The 17,882-nt window shown below is 71.2% G+C and carries 20 protein-coding genes; 9 read left to right on the forward strand and 11 right to left on the reverse strand.

The annotated features are described in order from the left end of the window. Positions 1-210: 210 nt before the first annotated feature. Complete coding sequence (locus ACFWTE_RS23635; RefSeq protein WP_378782052.1) at positions 211-996, reverse strand: sporulation protein; 786 nt, start codon at positions 994-996, stop codon at positions 211-213. Between the two features lie 133 nt (positions 997-1,129). Next, the gene (locus ACFWTE_RS23640; protein WP_378782053.1) at positions 1,130-1,753 is read right to left on the reverse strand and encodes a helix-turn-helix domain-containing protein; all 624 of its coding nucleotides are present in this window, start codon (positions 1,751-1,753) and stop codon (positions 1,130-1,132) included. A gap of 144 nt (positions 1,754-1,897) precedes the next feature. On the opposite strand from ACFWTE_RS23640, the gene ACFWTE_RS23645 reads away from it, so the two are divergent. Both ACFWTE_RS23645 and ACFWTE_RS23650 read left to right on the forward strand, forming a co-directional pair. Next, the gene (locus ACFWTE_RS23645; RefSeq protein ID WP_378782054.1) at positions 1,898-2,284 is read left to right on the forward strand and encodes a hypothetical protein; all 387 of its coding nucleotides are present in this window, start codon (positions 1,898-1,900) and stop codon (positions 2,282-2,284) included. A gap of 111 nt (positions 2,285-2,395) precedes the next feature. Further along, entirely contained in the window at positions 2,396-2,758 is a 363-nt protein-coding gene (locus ACFWTE_RS23650; RefSeq protein WP_378782055.1) for a GntR family transcriptional regulator, read from the forward strand. 73 nt (positions 2,759-2,831) lie between these two features. On the opposite strand, the gene ACFWTE_RS23655 is transcribed toward ACFWTE_RS23650, so the two are convergent. From ACFWTE_RS23655 to ACFWTE_RS23665, 3 genes are all read right to left on the reverse strand, one after another. Next, complete coding sequence (locus ACFWTE_RS23655) at positions 2,832-3,182, reverse strand: hypothetical protein (RefSeq protein ID WP_378782056.1); 351 nt, start codon at positions 3,180-3,182, stop codon at positions 2,832-2,834. A 152-nt stretch (positions 3,183-3,334) separates the two neighbouring features. Then, positions 3,335-4,744 (reverse strand): sigma-70 family RNA polymerase sigma factor, encoded by a 1,410-nt coding sequence (locus ACFWTE_RS23660; RefSeq protein ID WP_378782057.1) that lies wholly within the window; start codon positions 4,742-4,744, stop codon positions 3,335-3,337. 518 nt (positions 4,745-5,262) lie between these two features. Next, a complete protein-coding gene (locus ACFWTE_RS23665) occupies positions 5,263-6,519 on the reverse strand; it encodes an AMP-binding protein (protein ID WP_378782058.1) in 1,257 nt (418 codons plus the stop codon). Positions 6,520-6,760: 241 nt separating this feature from the next. Here ACFWTE_RS23665 and menB point away from each other — a divergent pair, with 241 nt between their 5' ends. From menB to ACFWTE_RS23695, 6 genes are all read left to right on the forward strand, one after another. Further along, complete coding sequence (gene menB, locus ACFWTE_RS23670) at positions 6,761-7,600, forward strand: 1,4-dihydroxy-2-naphthoyl-CoA synthase (protein WP_378782059.1); 840 nt, start codon at positions 6,761-6,763, stop codon at positions 7,598-7,600. Next, positions 7,597-8,583, forward strand: coding sequence for an o-succinylbenzoate synthase (locus ACFWTE_RS23675; protein WP_378782060.1), 987 nt, complete (start codon positions 7,597-7,599; stop codon positions 8,581-8,583). Before menB ends, ACFWTE_RS23675 begins: the two co-directional genes overlap by 4 nt. A gap of 184 nt (positions 8,584-8,767) precedes the next feature. Then, positions 8,768-10,468, forward strand: coding sequence for a 2-succinyl-5-enolpyruvyl-6-hydroxy-3-cyclohexene-1-carboxylic-acid synthase (gene menD, locus ACFWTE_RS23680; RefSeq protein WP_378782061.1), 1,701 nt, complete (start codon positions 8,768-8,770; stop codon positions 10,466-10,468). A 153-nt stretch (positions 10,469-10,621) separates the two neighbouring features. Continuing rightward, positions 10,622-11,770, forward strand: a complete 1,149-nt coding sequence (locus tag ACFWTE_RS23685) for a CdaR family transcriptional regulator (RefSeq protein ID WP_378782062.1) — start codon at positions 10,622-10,624, stop codon at positions 11,768-11,770. A gap of 19 nt (positions 11,771-11,789) precedes the next feature. After that, entirely contained in the window at positions 11,790-12,974 is a 1,185-nt protein-coding gene (locus ACFWTE_RS23690; RefSeq protein WP_378782063.1) for a glycerate kinase, read from the forward strand. A gap of 107 nt (positions 12,975-13,081) precedes the next feature. Beyond that, positions 13,082-13,615, forward strand: a complete 534-nt coding sequence (locus ACFWTE_RS23695) for a hypothetical protein (RefSeq protein ID WP_378782064.1) — start codon at positions 13,082-13,084, stop codon at positions 13,613-13,615. 111 nt (positions 13,616-13,726) lie between these two features. Here ACFWTE_RS23695 and ACFWTE_RS23700 read toward each other — a convergent pair whose 3' ends face one another. The 3 genes from ACFWTE_RS23700 to ACFWTE_RS23710 all read right to left on the reverse strand — a co-directional run bounded on the left by ACFWTE_RS23700 (position 13,727) and on the right by ACFWTE_RS23710 (position 15,411). Next, positions 13,727-13,918, reverse strand: coding sequence for a hypothetical protein (locus ACFWTE_RS23700; RefSeq protein ID WP_378782065.1), 192 nt, complete (start codon positions 13,916-13,918; stop codon positions 13,727-13,729). 277 nt (positions 13,919-14,195) lie between these two features. After that, positions 14,196-14,375, reverse strand: coding sequence for a DUF397 domain-containing protein (locus ACFWTE_RS23705; protein ID WP_378782066.1), 180 nt, complete (start codon positions 14,373-14,375; stop codon positions 14,196-14,198). A gap of 172 nt (positions 14,376-14,547) precedes the next feature. After that, on the reverse strand, positions 14,548-15,411 hold the full coding sequence (locus tag ACFWTE_RS23710; protein WP_378782067.1) for a helix-turn-helix domain-containing protein: 864 nt from the start codon (positions 15,409-15,411) through the stop codon (positions 14,548-14,550). 392 nt (positions 15,412-15,803) lie between these two features. Here ACFWTE_RS23710 and ACFWTE_RS23715 point away from each other — a divergent pair, with 392 nt between their 5' ends. Further along, positions 15,804-16,001 carry a hypothetical protein gene (locus tag ACFWTE_RS23715; protein ID WP_378782068.1) on the forward strand — a complete coding sequence of 66 codons (198 nt, stop codon included), beginning with the start codon at positions 15,804-15,806 and terminating at the stop codon, positions 15,999-16,001. A gap of 648 nt (positions 16,002-16,649) precedes the next feature. On the opposite strand, the gene ACFWTE_RS23720 is transcribed toward ACFWTE_RS23715, so the two are convergent. Genes ACFWTE_RS23720 through ACFWTE_RS23730 form a run of 3 tightly spaced genes read right to left on the reverse strand, consistent with a single transcriptional unit; the run spans position 16,650 to position 17,767 of the window. Then, positions 16,650-17,006, reverse strand: a complete 357-nt coding sequence (locus tag ACFWTE_RS23720; RefSeq protein WP_378782069.1) for a hypothetical protein — start codon at positions 17,004-17,006, stop codon at positions 16,650-16,652. 51 nt (positions 17,007-17,057) lie between these two features. Continuing rightward, positions 17,058-17,285, reverse strand: coding sequence for a hypothetical protein (locus tag ACFWTE_RS23725; protein WP_378782070.1), 228 nt, complete (start codon positions 17,283-17,285; stop codon positions 17,058-17,060). Next, the gene (locus ACFWTE_RS23730; RefSeq protein ID WP_378782071.1) at positions 17,282-17,767 is read right to left on the reverse strand and encodes an ATP-binding protein; all 486 of its coding nucleotides are present in this window, start codon (positions 17,765-17,767) and stop codon (positions 17,282-17,284) included. Before ACFWTE_RS23730 ends, ACFWTE_RS23725 begins: the two co-directional genes overlap by 4 nt. Positions 17,768-17,882 lie beyond the last annotated feature (115 nt).

The raw sequence follows: 17,882 nt of genomic DNA on the forward strand, positions 1-17,882 counted from the left end.
GAGCTGGGAAGCAGCGACGGCATCTACGGGGATCCGCAGAGCGAGTACACGCGCCAGCTGCTCACGGCGGCGCCGGTCCTGGACCCGGACGAGGCCCGCCGCCTGCGCGCCGAACGCGTCCGGCAGCGGGCCCCGGGGGCCTGAGGCCCCCGGGGCCCCGGGCTGTGTGCCCGGAGGGGCCGCGCCCGGGGTCGGGCACGCCCCCGCGCCTCAGAGCAGGCTGCGCCGACCGGCCAGCGAGTCGATCCACCGGTGCAGGTGGTCCGACCAGTCGCGGCCCGCGCCGTCGCGGTGGTCGACGCTGAAGTGGTGGAAGCTGTCACGGCCCTCGGAGAAGAGCAGGCCGGGCTTCTTGTCCAGTTCCAGTACCGCGTCGAACCCGTGCCCGTCGGTGACCATGGACAGTTCCAACTCGTTCAGCCCCTGGTAGCGGCCCGGCGCACGGAACTCGATCTCCTGGTAGAAGGGGAGCCGCTGGCGGGTGCGGGGGAGGCGTCCCCGTTCGAGGTCGGCGTGCTTGAAGGTGAACCCGAGGGCGGCCAGCGAGTCGAGGACCGCAGCCTGGGAGGCCAGCGGTGCGACGGCCACGGGGTCGAGGTCGCCGGGGTCGACGGCGCCCGCCACGTGCAGGCGGGTGTTCACCCCGACGTGCATCCGGTGCAGGTGACGGCCCCGGTGGACGGTGAGGGGGGTCTCCCACGGGACGGGGAGCTCGAAGGGCACCCGGAAGCGCTGCCCGGGGGCCAGGACGGTCCCCTCGCCCAGGCTGATCCGGTGGAACTCCATGTCGCTGTCGACCTCGTGGTCGCCGACCTCGGTCTCGACCCGGGCCTGGAGGCCGACGGTGAGCCGTTCGACCCGCTGCTCGACATCGCCCGCCTCGACGTGGACGGTGCCCCGCAGGGCGCCGCCCGGATGGGTCTCGGCGGAGTCCAGAACCGTTTCGACGGAGGCTCCGCCGAATCCGATACCGGCGAGCAGGCGTTTGAGGACCATGGTGGACTCTCCGTACCGCGCCGGTGGTGCCGTGGCCGGGCGGTGGTCAGAAGGGTAAGGGGTACCGGCACCTGAGGAGGAGACGCGGGGGAGGCGTCCGGGGTTCCCGTTCCGAGCACGCCGCCGGCCCGGGTCAGGTGAGGCCCCGCAGGAGGGCGCGCAGCCCGAAGCGGAAACGGGCCTCGGCCTCGGCCTCGTCGGGGGCGTCCTCCTCGTCCGCGTGGCGGACCTGGTGGACGACCGCGCCGACGCAGTAGGAGTGGAGGGCGTCGGCGGCGCGGTCCACGTCGTCGCCGGCCAGCCCGGCGTCGGTGAAGGCGCGGTGCATGAGGGTGCGGGTGGCGTCGCTGTCGGGGGTGCGCGGCGCGCGGTGCACCAGCAGGGAGAGCGCGCCGGAGTACGCGAGCATACGCGCCCGGTGGGTGTGGGCCCAGTCGGTCAGGCGGACGTCCCAGGGGCGTGTGTCGACGGGCTCCTCCTCCGGTCCGTCCTGTTCGTCCCCGGTCGCGTCGGTGCCCGCGGTCTCCTCGTGCGCGTGGGCGGAACCGCGGGGGGCGGGGGAGGCGACGTAGGCGGCGATGGCGTTGAAGAGCTGTTCCTTGCCCAGGGGGAAGTGGTGGTAGATGGCCATGGCCTCCACTTCCAGAGCGTCGCCCAGCCGCCGCATGGACAGGCCGCCCAACCCGCGCCCGGAGATGATGTGGAGCGCCTCGACGATGATGCGCTCACGGCTGAGTCCGGCGTAGTTCCTGCTCATGGTGTTCCTTTCGGGGGTGTGCGACGTCAAGGTGGCAGATCGCGCCTACAGGGGCCACCACCGACGCGCGACCCGGGTCGCCAGATGATCTTCGTCACCTCTAGAGTGGCCTCGACCGACGGTACGCGGGTACGGAGTGCACACATGGGACTGGCCAAGAAGAGCACGACACAGGCACGCGAGAGCCTGGAGGCCGACGAGGAGCGGGCCGCCCGCCTGCCCGCGCTCCTGCGGGGGGTGGCCGAGGCGCAGGAGGCCCTGGACTCGGTGAGGGGGACGAACGCGCCCGTGGACGAGGTCCACCGGCGGGGCGTGGCCCTGGACGAGGCGCTCACCGAGGCGATGCGGGCAGCCTACGCCAGGGAGCGGACACTGGTGGGGCTCAAGGGGTACCAGGACCGGATCCACCGCCGCAAGTGGTTGGCCCGGCCGCAGGTGCGCGAGGCCACGGAGGTGGCGGAGACGCTGCTCACCGCACGTGAGGCCCACCGGCTGCACGGGATCCAGCGGGTGCCGCGCCTGGTGGGGTGAGGTCCGAGCCCCTGGTGCGCAGTCGAGGGTCGGGACACGCACGGTAGTTTGGTGTTCGGTCCCTTCGGGGACGGACACCGCAGTAGGCGACCGTGGGGAGCGCAGTAGGAGATGGCGGATTTCATCCGCATCGATCCGATGTCGAAGGTACCGCCCTACGAGCAGATCAGGTCGATCGTGGCGATCGCGGCCGCCAACGGCGAACTCGCGGTCGGCTACCGGCTGCCGACGGTGCGCGCCCTTGCGGGCCAGCTCTCGGTGGCGGTGAACACGGTCGCGCGCGCGTACCGGGAGCTCGAACAGGCGGGGGTGGTCGAGACCCGCGGGCGCTCGGGCACCTTCGTCGCCGCGGGCGGCGACGACCAGCGCGCCGAGGCGCTGGCGGCCGCACGCGACTACGCCGAGGTGATCACCCGGGTGGGCCTGGACCACGACGAGGCGGTGGAGATCCTGCGGGCGGCGCTGAGGCGCTGACCCCCGGACACGGCCGTTCCGGCACGGGCCGCCGTGGCGGCCCGGCCCTGCGGTGCGCCGTGTCCTCGCGACCTCAGCGGCGCAGGCCGACCACGGACACGACGTAGAACGCGATCAGTCCGAGCCACACCAGGGGCAGGGCCCCGGTGGGGCCCAGGGCCGCGGTGATGCCGGTGATGGGGATGCTGACTCCCAGGCACACCAGCGAGAGCACGAAGCGCACGGTGTTGGAGGGCATCCCGGTTCTGGCGGGGGCGGCGGGGGTCTGCCGTGCGACGTGGTGGCGGACCCTCTCCTCGATGGTGTCGTCGATGCGTTCGACCAGGGACGCGGCCAGGGCCTCGTCGTACTCGGGTCCGAGCTCCCGGCCGGCCCGCAGAGCCGCGGCGACCTCGTCCTGGTGACGGGAGGGGTTGTTCGTCATGTGCGCAGGGTCCCACGCGCCGAGGGTCTGTCCGTGTCCGCGGACGGATACCAGGGACACGTCAGGGACATCCCTGAGGCCGCACGCGACCCGGGGCCGCCCCCCCCGTGCGGGAGAGACGGCCCCGGTGGGCGTCGCGCGTGCCCCTGCGTCTAGCTCGCGAAGTCCAGCAGCTGCTGGGCGCGGCTGGGGTGGCGCAGCTTGGACAGCGACTGCTTCTCCAGCTGGCGGATGCGCTCCCGGGTCAGCCCCAGGTGCTTGCCGATCTCGTCCAGGGTGCGCGGACGGCCGTCCATCAGGCCGAACCGCAGGGACATGATGGTCGCCTCGCGCGGCTCCAGGTCGGAGAGCGCGTTGCGCAGCTGGTCGGCCATGAGCTGGCGGTCGACCACCTCGGAGGCCTCCGAGGCGTCTATGTCCTCGATGAGGTCGCCGATGCGGGTCTCGCCGTCCTCGCCGATGGTCGAGTCGAGGCTGATCGGCTGGCGGGTGACCCGCAGCAGCTCCTCGATCTGGGCCGGGGTCTTGTCCAGCTCCAGCGCCAGCTCCTCGGGGGTGGGCTCGCGGCCCATCGCCTGGTGCATCTCGCGCTCCAGCCGGCTCACCTTGCTGAGCAGCTCCAGGACGTGCACGGGGAGGCGGATGGTGCGGGCCGAGTCGGCGAAGCCGCGCTGGATGGCCTGGCGGATCCACCACATGGCGTAGGTGGAGAACTTGAAGCCCTTGCTGTAGTCGAACTTCTCCACGGCGCGGATCAGGCCGAGGTTGCCCTCCTGGACCACGTCCAGCAGGGACATGCCGCGGTCGCTGTACTTCTTGGCCACCGACACCACCAGGCGCAGGTTGGCCTCCAGCATGTGGGACTTGGCCTTGCGTCCGTCCTCGGCCACCCACTCCAGCTCGTCGGCCTCGGTCTCGGCCATCGGGACGGAACCGTCGACGTCCCCGTGCAGGCCGAGCCGGTACTCGGCGTAGAGTCCGGCCTCGACGCGCTTGGCCAGGTCGACCTCCTGCTCCGCGGTGAGGAGCTGGCGCCGGCCGATGGCCTTGAGGTAGGTGTGGACCGAGTCGCCCATGGCGGGTGACTGGTCGTCGAGGTCGGCCTCACCGGTCTCCGGATCGGTGGTGGCCTGGGTGGTCTCGGTCTTCTTGGTGCGCCGTGTGGTGCGGGCCTTCCTCCGGGTGGCGGGGCCCTTGCGCGCCCCGTTCTTGCCGGATGCGGCCTTGGGCGCCTCGTCGGTGTCGGGCACCGTAGCGATGAGAGTGTTTTCCAGCACGTCGTCCTCGGCGTCAGGATCGGACACCAGTGCGGAGTCGTCGCCCCCGTTGGCGAGCCGGACCCCGTTCTCGGTGAGTTCACGCAGGATGGATCGGCCGTCCCCAGAGGAGACTCCGGCCGCGGTGAAAGCGGTACGCAGTTCGGAGAGGGACAGGTGCCCCTGGGCACGTCCGCGGGTGATCAGGTCGGTCAGGGCCGCGTCGGCGGCCGTGTCCTCGTTCGGAGCGGGGCTGTCGGGGTCCTCGGCGGCGTGGGCCGAAGCGGCTAGGGCAGTGCTCGTCATCTGGGCACCTCCCTCCCTTCCAAGACGTATGGCACGTGGCGGAGGGTTCCCGCCGACTGGACGCGCCAATATGTCCAACGTGTCGGGGAGTCAAATGTTCCCTGTCTCGATTGGATATCGTCGGGAGTGGCGTAGATCACTGGGCAGGAAGTGGCGAAGCGTGCGCCGCAGCGGGTAATGGAACCCGCTCGGAAGCGGCCGCGTCGCGGGCCGGGTTCCCGGCCGGGCCTCGGGGAGGGTGCAGGGGCACGGACGAGTGGGCCGATGGCTGTCGCCAACTGCGGACCTCCTTGGGAGAGGGGCCGAAGGGACCGGATACTCAGGTAGACGCGGGGAACCTCGCGGAAGTTCCCCGCCTTCCGGCCACGGCCCTGGTCGTACGTGCTGCCACCGTGGGAGGACGGCGCGGACACCCCCCAGGTCACACCCGTCTTCCGCGAGTCCACGCGGAGCGGGACAAGGCACCCGAAGGGCCCAGGGTCCCATGCGCGGGGAGTGCGCCGGTAACGGCCCCGGCCTCAGGACGCGGGTCCGCGCAGCGCCACCAGGTCCGGTTTGCCCGAGGCCAGCATCGGCAGGGACCCCCGCAGGTCCAGCTCGCGCGGCGCCGCGTAGGAGGGCAGGCGCTCGCGCACCCACGAGCGCAGCTGCTCCAGCGTCGGCGGCGCGTCCGGGTCGGCGGGCACCACGACCGCGCTCACCCGCTCGCCCCACTCCGGGTCCGGGCGGCCCACGACCACCGACTCCGCCACCGCCGGGTGCTCCATCAGCAGGGCGTTGACCTGACCGGGGACCACCTTGTGGCCACCGGTGTTGACCACCTCGTCCCCGCGCCCGAGCACGCTCAGGCGCCCCTTCGCGTCCAGGCGGCCCAGGTCGCTGGTGCGCAGCCACGACCGCCCGTCGCCGTCGCGGGTCAGCGCACCCGGGTCGCCGGCGGTGCCGGGGGCGAACCGGTAGCCGCTCAGCAGCATCGGCCCCGACAGCAGGACCGGTCCCGGCTCGCCGGGGGCCTCGGAGTCGACCCGCACCCGCACGCCGTCCAGGGGGACGCCGTCGTAGACGCATCCGCCGCAGGTCTCGCTCATGCCGTAGGTGGTCACCACCCGCGCGCCGGCCGCGCGCGCGGCCTCCACCAGGGCGGGTTCGGCGGCGGCCCCGCCGAGCAGGACCGTTCCGAACAGGGACAGGTCGGCCCCCGCGGCCAGGAGCCGCCGCAGCTGCGTGGGCACCAGCGACACGTGCGGTCGCAGCTTCGCGGCCAGCTCCCGCACCGTGTCCGTGTCGAAGGGGGCGTGCACCGCCTCGGCGCCCGTCGCCAGGGCGCGCGTCATCACCTGGATACCGGAGATGTGTCCGGCGGGCAGCACGCACAGCCACGCGTCCCCCGGGGCGGCGCCGATCCGCGCCACCGAGGCGCGGGCGGAGGAGCGCAGCGCGTGCGCGGACAGCTCCACCCCCTTGGGGGCGCCCGTGGAACCGGACGTGGTGACGACCAGCGCCGTGCCGGCGCGAGCGGGGGCGGAGCCGTCGAGCGCGCTCACCCCGTCCGGGCCGCGCAGGGACGCCGGGCGCATCGCGGCGAGCAGGTCGCGGACCCGGGCGTCGGGGGTGCCCGCGGGGATCGGCAGCAGCGCGGGTCCCTCGCCGTCCAGGGCACGGGCCAGCAGGTCCCCGAAACGTTCCGGTGCCAGCCCGCGGACCGCCTGGAGGGGGCGGCCCTCCTCGGACGGGGGGACCTGGACCTGGGTGTCGACCTGATTCTCGCGTGCCACGCCCGCCAGGGTACGCCCGCCCGCCGCCACCGCGCCCACGGGCTCCGCGAAGTCCGGGCGCGGGTCCGCGCAGCCGGCGCGCAGCCCCGCAGGTCCGGCCGCCCCGGGGGCAGGGCGGCCGGGTGCGTGCCTGTTCGTCCCGGCTCGCCTGGCAGAATGCGTAGGGTTGACGCTTGGACGTGGCCGCCGCGCGGGCACGTCCGCGTCGTACCCAGTGTCCCCGTGAGGAGAAGTAGCAGCCGTGAGCAGCGTGATCGACTGGCAGCGGTCGGGCGAGTATTCCGACATCACCTACGAGACCGCGGAGGGCATCGCCAAGATCACGATCAACCGCCCTGAGCGGCACAACGCCTTCCGGCCCCAGACTCTGTTCGAGCTCCAGCAGGCGTTCAGCATCGCCCGCGACGACTCCGAGGTCGGCGTGATCATCTTCACCGGCGCCGGCGACCAGGCGTTCTGCTCCGGCGGTGACCAGAAGATCCGCGGTGACGACGGCTACATCGGCGACGACGCCGTGGCCCGCCAGGGCATCGGCCGGCTCAACGTCCTCGACCTCCAGGTGCAGATCCGCCGCCTGCCCAAGCCGGTCATCTGCATGGTCGCCGGCTGGTCCATCGGCGGCGGCAACGTGCTCCAGGTCTGCTGCGACCTGACCATCGCCGCCGACAACGCCAAGTTCGGCCAGACCGGCCCCAAGGTCGGCTCGTTCGACGGCGGCTACGGCTCGTGGCTGCTCGCCGAGACCGTCGGTCTCAAGAAGGCCCGTGAGATCTGGTACCTGTGCCGCCAGTACAGCGCCCAGGAGGCGCTGGACATGGGCATGATCAACACCGTGGTCCCGCTGGAGAACCTGGAGAAGGAGACCGTCGCCTGGGCCCGCGAGCTCCTGGAGAAGTCCCCTCTGGCGCTGCGCATGCTCAAGGGCGCCATCAACGCCGTCAGCGACGGCGCCGCCGGGATGCAGCAGTTCGCCGGTGACGCCACCATGCTCTACTACATGAGCGAGGAGGCCCAGGAGGGCCGGGACGCGTTCAAGGAGAAGCGGCGTCCGGAGTTCGACAAGTTCCCGCGCCGCCCGTGACATCCTCCGTCGGGTCCGACCCGGAGGGCGCGTCCGCCGCCGGGCGCGCCTTCGCCGTCGGCCTGCGCGACCGCTTCCGCGGCATCACCGTCCGCGAGGGCATGCTCGTGCGCGGGCCCGCCGGGTGGGGCGAGTTCTCGCCCTTCGCCGAGTACGGTCCGCGCGAGTCCTCCCGCTGGTGGGCGGCCTGTCACGAGGCCGCCCACCTCGGATGGCCGGAGCCGGTCCGCGACCGGGTGCCGGTCAACGTGACCGTGCCCGCGCTGGGCCCCGAGCGGGCCCACGCGATCGTTGTCGCGGGCGGCTGCGCCACCGCCAAGGTCAAGGTCGCCGAGAAGGGGCAGGACCCTGCCCAGGACCTGGCCCGGGTCGAGGCCGTCCGCGACGCCCTCGGGCCGTCCGGCAAGGTGCGTGTGGACGCCAACGGCGCCTGGGACGTGGACACGGCGGTGCGTATGGTCCGGGCCCTGGACCGGTTCGGGCTGGAGTACGTCGAACAGCCGTGCGCGACCCTGGAGGAACTGGCCCGGGTGCGCCGCCGGGTCGACGTCCCGGTGGCCGCCGACGAGTCGATCAGGCGCGCCGAGGACCCGCTGAGGGTCAGGGCCGCAGGTGCGGCCGACATCGTGGTGCTCAAGGTCGCGCCCCTGGGCGGGGTACGGGCCGCGCTGCGGGTGGCCGAGGCGTGCGGTCTGCCCGTGGTGGTCTCCAGCGCCGTGGAGACCTCGGTCGGACTCGCGGCCGGTGTGGCCCTGGCCGCCGCGCTGCCGGACCTGCACCACGCCTGCGGGCTCGCCACCAGGCAGATGCTCACCGCCGACGTCACCGACCGTCCGCTGCTGCCTCAGGAGGGGTTCTTGCCGGTCCGTCCGGTGGCGGTGGACGAGGAGAGCCTGCGCGCGGTGGAGGTCGACCCCGCCGGGTGGCGTACCCGGGCCGCCGCGGCCCGGGCCGCCGCGGACGAGGACCCCGGCACCGGGTAGCCCCGGACCCGGCACATCCGCCCCGGGGCGGGGGCTCCGACGCGTCGGGTACCGGCGCGTTTTGTGCGGATGTGCCGGGAACAACAGCGGGATTCGTTCGACCTCCGGCCTTGGTGGGGGTTGACTGGGGGGGACGAGTCCACGCGGCGATACTTGGTACACCTTGAGACGATCGAGAGAGTTGATGAATCCGTCTACCGCCCTGGCGCGGGTCCTCGTCGACGAGCTGGCCCGAGGCGGCCTGGTCGAGGCCGTCGTCGCGCCGGGGTCGCGCTCGACACCGCTCGCGCTCGCCCTGGTCTCCCACCCCGGAATCCGCGTGCACGTGCGCGTCGACGAGCGCTCCGCGTCGTTCCTGGCGCTCGGGCTCGCCCGTGCGTCCCGGCGCCCGGTGGCGGTGGTGTGCACCTCCGGTACGGCGGCCGCCAACCTCCACCCGGCCGTGATGGAGGCCGACGAGAGCGCGGTCCCCCTACTGGTGATGACGGCCGACCGGCCGCCGGAGCTGCGGGGCACCGGTGCCAACCAGACAGTGGACCAGATCGGCCTGTACGGCGGCGCCGTGCGCATGTTCGCCGAGGTGGGCACCCCCGACCCGGTACCCGGAATGGTCGCCTACTGGCGCTCCCTGGCCTGCCGCGCCTGGGGGTCGGCGGTGGGGGGCAGACCCGGGCCGGTCCACCTCAACGTGGCCTTCCGTGAACCCCTGACCCCCGACGACAACGGCACGCGGTGGCCCGAGCCCCTGGAGGGGCGCCCGGGGCGCCGGCCGTGGATCAACCGGCCCGGACCCCCCGCCGAACCGGCGCCGTTCGTGCTGCCCGCCGCGGAGCGCGGCGTGATCGTGTGCGGTGACGGCGACTACGACCCGGTGCCCTACCTGGCCCTGGCCGAGCTGACCGGGTGGCCCCTCCTGGCCGAGCCCACCTCCAACGCGCGGCGGGCGGGCGCGGTGTCCACCTACCGCCAGCTCCTGGCCTCACCCCGCTTCGTCTCCGAGTACGCGCCGGAACTGGTGGTGAGCGTGGGGCGGCCCAACCTGTCCCGCCAGATCCTGGCGTTCCTGCGCCGGGCCGAACGGCACGTGGTCGTCACGTCCGGAGCCGTGGGCGACCCCGCCGGGAGCCTGGCCAACGCGTTCTCCGACCCGGCCCGCACCGCCACCGACGTGGTCGCTGCGGTCGCACCCCCGACCGGCTCGGACTTCCACACCGTGCAGAGCACGGACTGGTCCCGGGGGTGGCTGAGAGCCGAGGCCGCCGCGCGCGGTGCCCTGGACGCGGTGCTGGACGAGGACGAGGCGCTCAGCGAGCCCAGGCTCGCCCGCGACCTCGTCTCGCACCTGTCAGCGGGTTCGCTGCTGTTCGCCGGGTCGAGCATGCCCATCCGCGACCTGGACGCCACCATGCGGGCGCGCTGCGGCGTGCGCCTGGTCGGCAACCGGGGCGTGAGCGGGATCGACGGCACCGTCTCCACCGCCGTCGGCGCCGCGCTGGCCCACCAGAGCGAGGGCGGCGGCCAGGCCTACGCCCTCCTGGGCGACCTGGCACTGCTGCACGACCAGAACGGACTGATCATCGGGCCGGGGGAGCCCCGGCCGGACCTGGCCGTCGTGGTGGTCAACAACGACGGCGGCGGGATCTTCTCCGGCCTGGAGCAGGCGGGGCACCCCGACTTCGAGAGGGTGTTCGGCACGCCGCACGGGGTGTCGATGGAGCGGGTGGCGGCCGTCGCCGACCTGCCGTACACGCGCCTGGAGTGGGCCACCGACCTGCCCAAGGCCCTTCTGGGGGAGGGCCTGCGGGTCATCGAGGTGTGTACCAAGAGACCGGACAGCGCCGCGCTGCGCCGCAGGATGCAGGCCGCGGTGGACGCGGTCCTGTGACCCGGGCACCGGAGCCGCCCACCTCGCCCGGCGGCTGCCCCCGCGCCGGGGGAGGGGCGCTTCCCCTCCGGTACGCGCCCGAGCGGCGGGAGAGGGAAAGGGGTGCGCACCCGCCACTCCCGTCCCGCGCGACCTGCGCCTATCCTGTGCCCCATGGCCGAACGAGCGCGTCGGCCACCGCTGAGCGGTGACCTCGCCCAGCGCGTGGTCGACCTGATCGCACCGACGATCAGCCACAACATCAACGTGATGGACGAGCACGGCACCATCATCGCCTGCCTCGACCCCGACCGGCGGGGCACCCTCCACCGGGGGGCGCAGAAAGTGATCGCGCGCAGGCGAGGCGTGCTCGTGACGGCACCCGAACCGGGTACCGCCGACCGGCCCGGCGCCAACGAACCCCTCATGGTCGACGGCGAGCTGCGCGGGGTCGTCGGGGTGACCGGAGACCCGCACGAGGTCGCCCCGCTGGCCAGGGTCGTCGCGCTGACCGTCCAGCTCCTCATCGCCCAGGAACACGAACAGGACGCGGCCACGCGGCGCCACACCGAGGCCCGCGACCTGATCGCCGCCCTCGGCTCGGGTACCGCCCGCCCCGGCGACGCCCGCGCACGGCTGTCCGCCGCCGGGCTCGCCCCGCCCTGGTCGCTGGCACTGTGGGCGGCGCCCGCCCCGCGCCCGGACGGCTCCGCCGCGCCCCCCGACCTCGCGGAGACGGCCGTGGCCCGGATCAACGCCGACGCCGGGCTCCGGGCCGCCGTGCTGCACGGTGCCCTCTGGCTGGTCGGCTCCGGCGCCGCCCCCGCCCCGCACGCCCCGGGCCTGCCGGTGGAGGGCCGCCACACCGCCACCGCCCCCACCGACGACGTCACCGTCCTCCTCGCCCACGCGGAGGAGGCGCGGGCCCTGTGCCGGTACGCCGGGCTGATCCCCGACACGGCGGGCGGCCCCCCGTGGTCGCGGACGATCGCGGTCGCCGTCGCCCACCTGCCCCCGCGCTCCCTCGACCGCCTGGCCGGACTGGCGCTCGAACTCAACGGAGCACAGCGGAGCACGGTCGCCGCGGTGGCCTCGACGACCTCGATGCAGGCCGCGGCGGACTCCGTGTACGTGCACCGCAACACCCTGCTCCAGCGGGTGGCGCGGATCCGGTCCGTGACGGGACTGGACATCCGCCGGGCCGACCACCTGACCACGCTCCAAATGGCCCTGTACGCGTGCGACGCGGTGGGCGGTTCGCACACAACGCTCGCCCGAAGAGCCGGGAAGACTGGGCGGATCACCGTCGAACCGCACCCGTGATGTGCCTAGGCTCTCCACCATGCCCACAGCGTTTCGCACACACGACGAGGCCGCCCCCCTCCGCGTCGCCATCATCCCGGACTCCTTCAAGGGGAGCGCGGGCGCCGTGGAGGTGGCGGCCGCGATGGCCCGGGGCGTCCAGGACGCCTTCGACGACCACGGCACACGGGTGAGGGTCGATACCCTGCCCTTCGCCGACGGCGGCGAGGGCACCCTCGACGCCCTGCTCGGCGCCTGGGGCACCACCGCGCTGGCCGTCGAGACCACCGACGCCCTCGGCAGGCCCGTCCGGGCCAGGTACGGACTCTCCCCCGACCACCTGACCGGCATCGTCGAGGCCGCCGAGGCCAACGGCCTGCCCGCGGTCTCCGACGTCCCCCTGCGACCCCTCACCGCCAGCACCCGGGGTATCGGCCCCCTGGTGACGTCGCTGCTGGACGCGGGCGTGGAGGAGATCCTCCTGTGCATCGGCGGCTCCGCCACCACCGACGGGGGGACCGGCCTCCTCTCCGCGCTGGGTGCGCGGTTCCTCCACGCGGACGGCTCCGAACTCCCCGACGGGGGAGGGAGCCTCACCGGCCTCGACCGCGTGGACCTCGACGGACTCGACCCCCGCGCCCGCCGGGTGCGCTGGCGGATCGCCTGCGACGTCACCAACCCCCTGGTCGGCGACAGGGGCGCGGCTGCCGTCTTCGGGCCGCAGAAGGGCGCCACCCCCGACGACGTGCGCGTCCTGGACGCGGGACTGCGCCGCCTGGCCGACGTGCTCGCCGAGGCCTCCGGGACCGACGTCCGCGACCTCCCGGGCATGGGAGCCGCCGGCGGCCTGCCCGCGGGGCTGACGGCGCTCCTGGGCACCGAGGCCGTTCCCGGCTCCCGGATGGTCGCCGAGGTCCTGGGCGCCGAGGAACTGCTCTCCCGGGCCGACCTCGTCCTCACCGGGGAGGGGTCCTTCGACAGCCAGTCCCTGTCGGGGAAGGTCGTCGACGCGGTACGCCGCCTCACCCCCGCGGACCGCCCCGTCGTGGTGATCGCGGGCAGGGTCTCGGTGTCCCCCGAGGACCTGCGCCGCTCGGGCATCACCGCGGCCTTCTCCATCGCGCGGGGCCCCGGCTCCCTGGAACAGATGCAGGAGGACGCCGTCCCCGGCATCACCTGGGCGGCGTACAACTGCTGCCGGCTCCTCGCGCACCGCTTCGCCTGAACGAGTGTTCCGGTGGGGGAGGCGGAGGCTGCCCGTTCGGCTGTGTGAACCGCCCTCCCACGGAATGCCGACCTCCGATAAGTGCACTGGTTTCGAGCGTGTGTTCGGTGGGCGAGTTTCGCGTTCCCCTCAACCCGGGGCCGCACATGAACGAGGAGGGCCGCCTGGGCAACAGTCAGTGCCACCTTTTCTGGAGCCCCGTGCAGACGCGCACCCCGCCCCGCCCGACCACCGTCGGCGCCCTCCTGGCGGCCGTCGCCGCGCTGACCCTGGTCGGCTGCGACCCGTCCGTGGAGAACCCGCAAGCCGGCACCTCACCACCCGCCTCGGTCTCGCCCGGCGCCTCGCCCTCTCCCTCCCCAGTTGCGCCGGCGGACGGCACCGACCTGGACGCCCGCACAGACGGCGAAGGCGAGGTGGGGGTGACCGGGGTGGCCGAGTTCGAGCTCGACCCGGATCTCGGACTCGACGCCGTGACAGTCGAACTGATCCCGGCCGGGGCCGACCCGGAGTTCGGAACCGACGACCTCGGGACGGCCGAACCGTCCACGAACGAAACGATGAAGTTCACGACGATCGCCCCAGAGGGCGGCGCGATCACAGGAGGCGTGCTCCTCCAGGAGGTCGGTGGGACAGCGTAGTTCGACAACGTCGTCATCGAGTGGGTGGAAGGCACTGACGACAGCGCGATACTCCGATTCGAGCTGACGTAGCGGAGAGGACTGCCGCTGGTGCGCGGTCGGGCTTCGGCGTCACGGGTGGTCGAGGTCGATCCCGAGGAGGTCAGCGATCAGGTGTGTGCCTTCGGGTCCGACTTCGCCCAGGAGGGTGGCGAGCCACGCGCGGTCGTCACGGTCGTCCGGGTTCGAGGAAGCATCCTCCACGAAGGTGGTGTACCCGTGCATGGAGGAATACCCGCCGGGGGAGGTGAGGGTTCGATTCATCCCCACGACACGGGGAGCACAGGGGCCGGCGGGTACGCACCGATGCCGCGTGGGGCCCATTCCCGCTCATGTGGGAAACAGGGAGCAGCCCCGGGTGAATTTTGGTAACGCGGGCCCATCCCCGCGTGCGCGGGGAGCACGGCGCAAAACGAATCGCGTCGGCATTCTGATTGGGGCCGCCCCCGCATGTGCGGGGAGTTGTTCGCTGACCCACCGAAGCGGGATGCAGTGTTTTCAGTCGGGAGCTGCTCGGAACAAGGAGAGTTGTTCTTGACAGCTAACGGGGGGTTGACGCGTCGACTAGCGCCGACCACTCCTGGGGCGAAAAGCGCAAGTTCGCACCCTTCGGGTCCTTGGAGTCCCTGACCTGGGAGCCGTGCGTGGTGTGTCCGACCTCCACGCACTGGTTGCCATCTGAGTAACTGCTAGTGATCCAGCCGATGCTGCGTTCGGTCATGTTCTTGCTCTCCTCGGTGTGGGGGACGCCGTCCAGGCCGGGTCGCACCACTGGTGGCGGTGCGCGCCAACCCGTGCGCGAGAGTCAAGTATAAATCCACTCCCGGAATCAAACCATCGAAACAGCCGGGTCTACAGCAGAAATTCGCAGGCGGGGATAGGTCTCGTCGCTTTTAGGCGGCGCGCCCGTTCTTTGCGTAGCTTTCTATCATTTCGAGTGATTCTTCAGAGTTCAGTGCGAGTTCGGTTGCTATGTGATCGAATTCTTTGTCATATTTTCTGACATAGTTTTCTTTATCCGACAGCACACCATCTCCCCGGTGCTCGGTGTAAAGCACGTCGGGCAGTTCGGAGCTGAAGCCCAGGAGCGTGAAGCCGCCATCGAGCCCGAAGTGGAGTCCCACGTATTCGGGGACGATGCGGATGCTCACCGCCGAGGCCAGGTCCATGAGGTGGTGCAGCTGGCGCACCATGAGTCCGGGGTTGGCCGGATGACCGACCGGGCGCCTGATGACCCCTTCGTCGAGCACGAAGGTTCGTTGCGGTGCAGGGCTGCGTGCCATGACCACCCCTTGGCGTCCCATGCGGACGGCGACCAGGTCCTCGACGTCCGCCTTGGCCGACGTTGCGGAACAAAGCGAGTGAGCATAGTCACGGGTCTGGAGGAGGCCGGGAACCACCAGTGGCTGATACTGGCAGATGCGATCGGCACCCATCTCAAAACCGGCGAATCGCCTGTATCCGGGATTCATCACATGCCGCAGCGGGTGCCACCATGGCTTCTGTCGGGCTTTTTGTCCGATTGACTGCAATTCTCGACCGGTTGGGGTGTTGGCGACCCCGTATATGCTCAATAGGGCATCGAGTTCGGCTTTCGGAAGAACCTGGCTTCCGCCCTCATACCGCATGATTTTGGCGTGAGAGCACTCCATCCGGCTCGCTACGTCCTCTTGCGTCAGACTTCGTTCGCGGCGGAGCTGGACGAGGCGGCGAATGAGCAGCGCCTGATGCACCACAGGTCCGCGATCAGCGATCATGGACTGTCCTCTCTTGGGTGTATCGTCGGCCGTATCTGCAAGGTCGCGATTTGTGATATCCAGGACGTCGGCAGACGCAGGTGCCCGAGGAACGAAAGTCGCCCGGGGAACGCCTGATAGCTCTAGGATGGTCCGGTAAACACAGTTCGCGTGCAATATTCTAGTACGCGAGGACACGGACTGTAAGCCGATAGTGGAAATCACCGCTCATACGCAAGGGAGGCCCTTCAAGCACGCACGGAGTGTCAAATGCTGACGAAGTACACCAAATCGGACCTACTTTCGTGATCGGCGAATGTGATCAGCCGACTGGGCGATGACGAGCGATCCCTTCCCGCGGGGGGATCGACCTCCCCCGATGTTTGACATCGGTGGCACGCAGGAGGATGGCCGTGGCCGAGGAACCCGAGAAGAAGAGGAAATCGCGCAAGAAGCGCGATGGAGAGGAACGCGAGGGAACCAACTGGATGCGCTTGTTCGCCGAAGTCCTCGTGCGCCAGGCGAGCCGGGCGTTCATCGAATATATGTTCGGTGGAGGTTCGGGATCGGACTCGGGCGACGAGGGTGCACTCCGAGGGGACGACGACTAACGTCGTCGTCTCCCCTCGGAGGCCCAGCGGGAGCATTACAGGCTCTCAACCGATGCATGCTTCCCGCCGCTTAGGGGGTTTTTAGGGCTGGGGTCGCGAGTGCGCGAATTCTCCACAACCCTATTACCCTGCTCCGGTCATGTGGAGTCCTTGGACCCACATGGCCGGGCTTCGTCGTGTTCATCGACGGGGTTTCAGTTATTTAGAGTGTCCTTGGGTGTATAAGTTTCAAGTTCACGCACACATAAGGTGACGCAATCAGTAGAATCTTATCCTGATTTTAGGACGTCCGAAAACCCCAGGGCGCACTAAGTGCCCATAGTCACACATATTGCACCCATTGGGCCGAAGTCCACCTTTGTCCGCTTTGAATATACAAGACGCCCGCCGTCCCATCGCCAGCGGGGAGCTACCGCGGACCAGACGGTGAGGAACCTTCGCGTCCTCTCCAAGGAGAGGTCTACGCTGACTTCGGCTGTCACCACGGCGTGCGACTTGACCACATCGGCCAGCTCGACGGGGGAGACCAGCAGGGCGCCGGGGCGGCTCTCGCCGCCAGGGCAGCGGTCACGGGGGACTGTGCTGGGTCATGACGCCTTTCATCAGGTTCGAGTCATCACGGTGTAGGGGCGCATGAGCGGGGTGCCGTCACTGGCCGGGGAGAGCTTCGACTGGCTGGTCACCGTTCGTTCCTCCCTGCAAGCCGTGTTCGAGCCGGGCCGCTGTGATGAGGCCGGCCAGTGCGTCGGCGGTGCCCGCTTGCACCAGGACGTCGCCGGGGTGTTGGGCCCACAGGCCGTCCAGGTGGGTGACGGGGACGTTGCGGTGCAGGAATCCGGCGTACCAGCCGGGGTTGGTCTGCTCGATGAGTTCCAGGGCTTGGAGGTCGGCGTGTACCCGGTCGGGGTCCAAGGCGCGCAGGGTGGTGGGGACGCTTTCCCAGGGGCGTTGGAAGCTCACCGCCGGGTGGCCGTCGACGTCGGTGTGGGTAATGTGCCAGCTCATCGGGGATCCTGTGCGTGTCTGAGCGGGAGGTCGGGGCCCGGCGGGGTCTTTTCAGGGGGAGCGGCCAGCGGCGACCCGGCGGGTCACGTGCCGCATGTGCTGGGAGAGCTGGTCGGGGTGTGGGTGCCGGAGCGGGGTCACGGTGGCGGGGCCCAGGTAGAACGCCACCCACACTCGTAGGGAGTAGGACCACATCACCCACCAGTGCGGGGCGTGGTGGAGGGTGAGGGCGTCGGCGGTCTCCTGCTGGGCCCGGTCGTGGTCGGGGTTCCACTTCACGGGTTCTCCACCACCGCGCGGATGGTGAGGGGGCCCATGGCGGTGCCCTTCCACTCCCAGTCCCATTCCCAGTACAGGGCGAGCTGGTCGACCAGGTGTAGGCCCGGGAGCGGGGCGAGGCGGGGCTCCCCCAGCCGGGGGTAGGGGATGACGGTGTCCCGGCGGGGGCCGTTGTCGGTGACGGCGATGCCGATGAGGAACGGGTTGGTGTCGACCACGACGCGTACGGTTCCGCCTGGGTCCCCCGAGCGGGTGTGTTTGTGGGCGTTCGAGGCGAGGGCTTCGGCCACCAGCGCCACCGGTTTCGCGGCCCGGCGGGGGGCCACTGCGCGCACCCACTTGGTGAGGGCGGTGTACTCGCGTTCGTGGCCGAGGACGATGCCGTGCTTGTGTGGCTGGACGAACCCGATCCGGTGCGGGTACGGGACGCAGGCCTCAGGATTGGGGTCTGGTTTCGGTGTTGTGGTGCCGGTAGGATGCATTCGTCTCACCTCGTGTCATTGCGTGACAGGTGGGGCACTTGCCTCGGAGGTCGTTGTCCGCGACCACCGGGGCTCTTTTGTGTCCAAGGTGGCCGCCCCTGCCCCGTATCCCCCG

The organism is Nocardiopsis sp. NPDC058631 (assembly GCF_042716955.1).
GTDB lineage: Bacteria > Actinomycetota > Actinomycetes > Streptosporangiales > Streptosporangiaceae > Nocardiopsis.

Coding starts and splice junctions, on each gene's coding strand:
- ACFWTE_RS23635 (WP_378782052.1), bottom strand. CDS start 996: ATGGTCCTCAAACGCCTGCTCGCCGGTATCGGATTCGGCGGAGCCTCC.
- ACFWTE_RS23640 (WP_378782053.1), bottom strand. CDS start 1,753: ATGAGCAGGAACTACGCCGGACTCAGCCGTGAGCGCATCATCGTCGAG.
- ACFWTE_RS23645 (WP_378782054.1), top strand. CDS start 1,898: ATGGGACTGGCCAAGAAGAGCACGACACAGGCACGCGAGAGCCTGGAG.
- ACFWTE_RS23650 (WP_378782055.1), top strand. CDS start 2,396: ATGGCGGATTTCATCCGCATCGATCCGATGTCGAAGGTACCGCCCTAC.
- ACFWTE_RS23655 (WP_378782056.1), bottom strand. CDS start 3,182: ATGACGAACAACCCCTCCCGTCACCAGGACGAGGTCGCCGCGGCTCTG.
- ACFWTE_RS23660 (WP_378782057.1), bottom strand. CDS start 4,744: ATGACGAGCACTGCCCTAGCCGCTTCGGCCCACGCCGCCGAGGACCCC.
- menD (WP_378782061.1), top strand. CDS start 8,768: ATGAATCCGTCTACCGCCCTGGCGCGGGTCCTCGTCGACGAGCTGGCC.
- ACFWTE_RS23685 (WP_378782062.1), top strand. CDS start 10,622: ATGGCCGAACGAGCGCGTCGGCCACCGCTGAGCGGTGACCTCGCCCAG.
- ACFWTE_RS23690 (WP_378782063.1), top strand. CDS start 11,790: ATGCCCACAGCGTTTCGCACACACGACGAGGCCGCCCCCCTCCGCGTC.
- ACFWTE_RS23700 (WP_378782065.1), bottom strand. CDS start 13,918: ATGAATCGAACCCTCACCTCCCCCGGCGGGTATTCCTCCATGCACGGG.
- ACFWTE_RS23705 (WP_378782066.1), bottom strand. CDS start 14,375: ATGACCGAACGCAGCATCGGCTGGATCACTAGCAGTTACTCAGATGGC.
- ACFWTE_RS23710 (WP_378782067.1), bottom strand. CDS start 15,411: ATGATCGCTGATCGCGGACCTGTGGTGCATCAGGCGCTGCTCATTCGC.
- ACFWTE_RS23720 (WP_378782069.1), bottom strand. CDS start 17,006: ATGAGCTGGCACATTACCCACACCGACGTCGACGGCCACCCGGCGGTG.
- ACFWTE_RS23730 (WP_378782071.1), bottom strand. CDS start 17,767: ATGCATCCTACCGGCACCACAACACCGAAACCAGACCCCAATCCTGAG.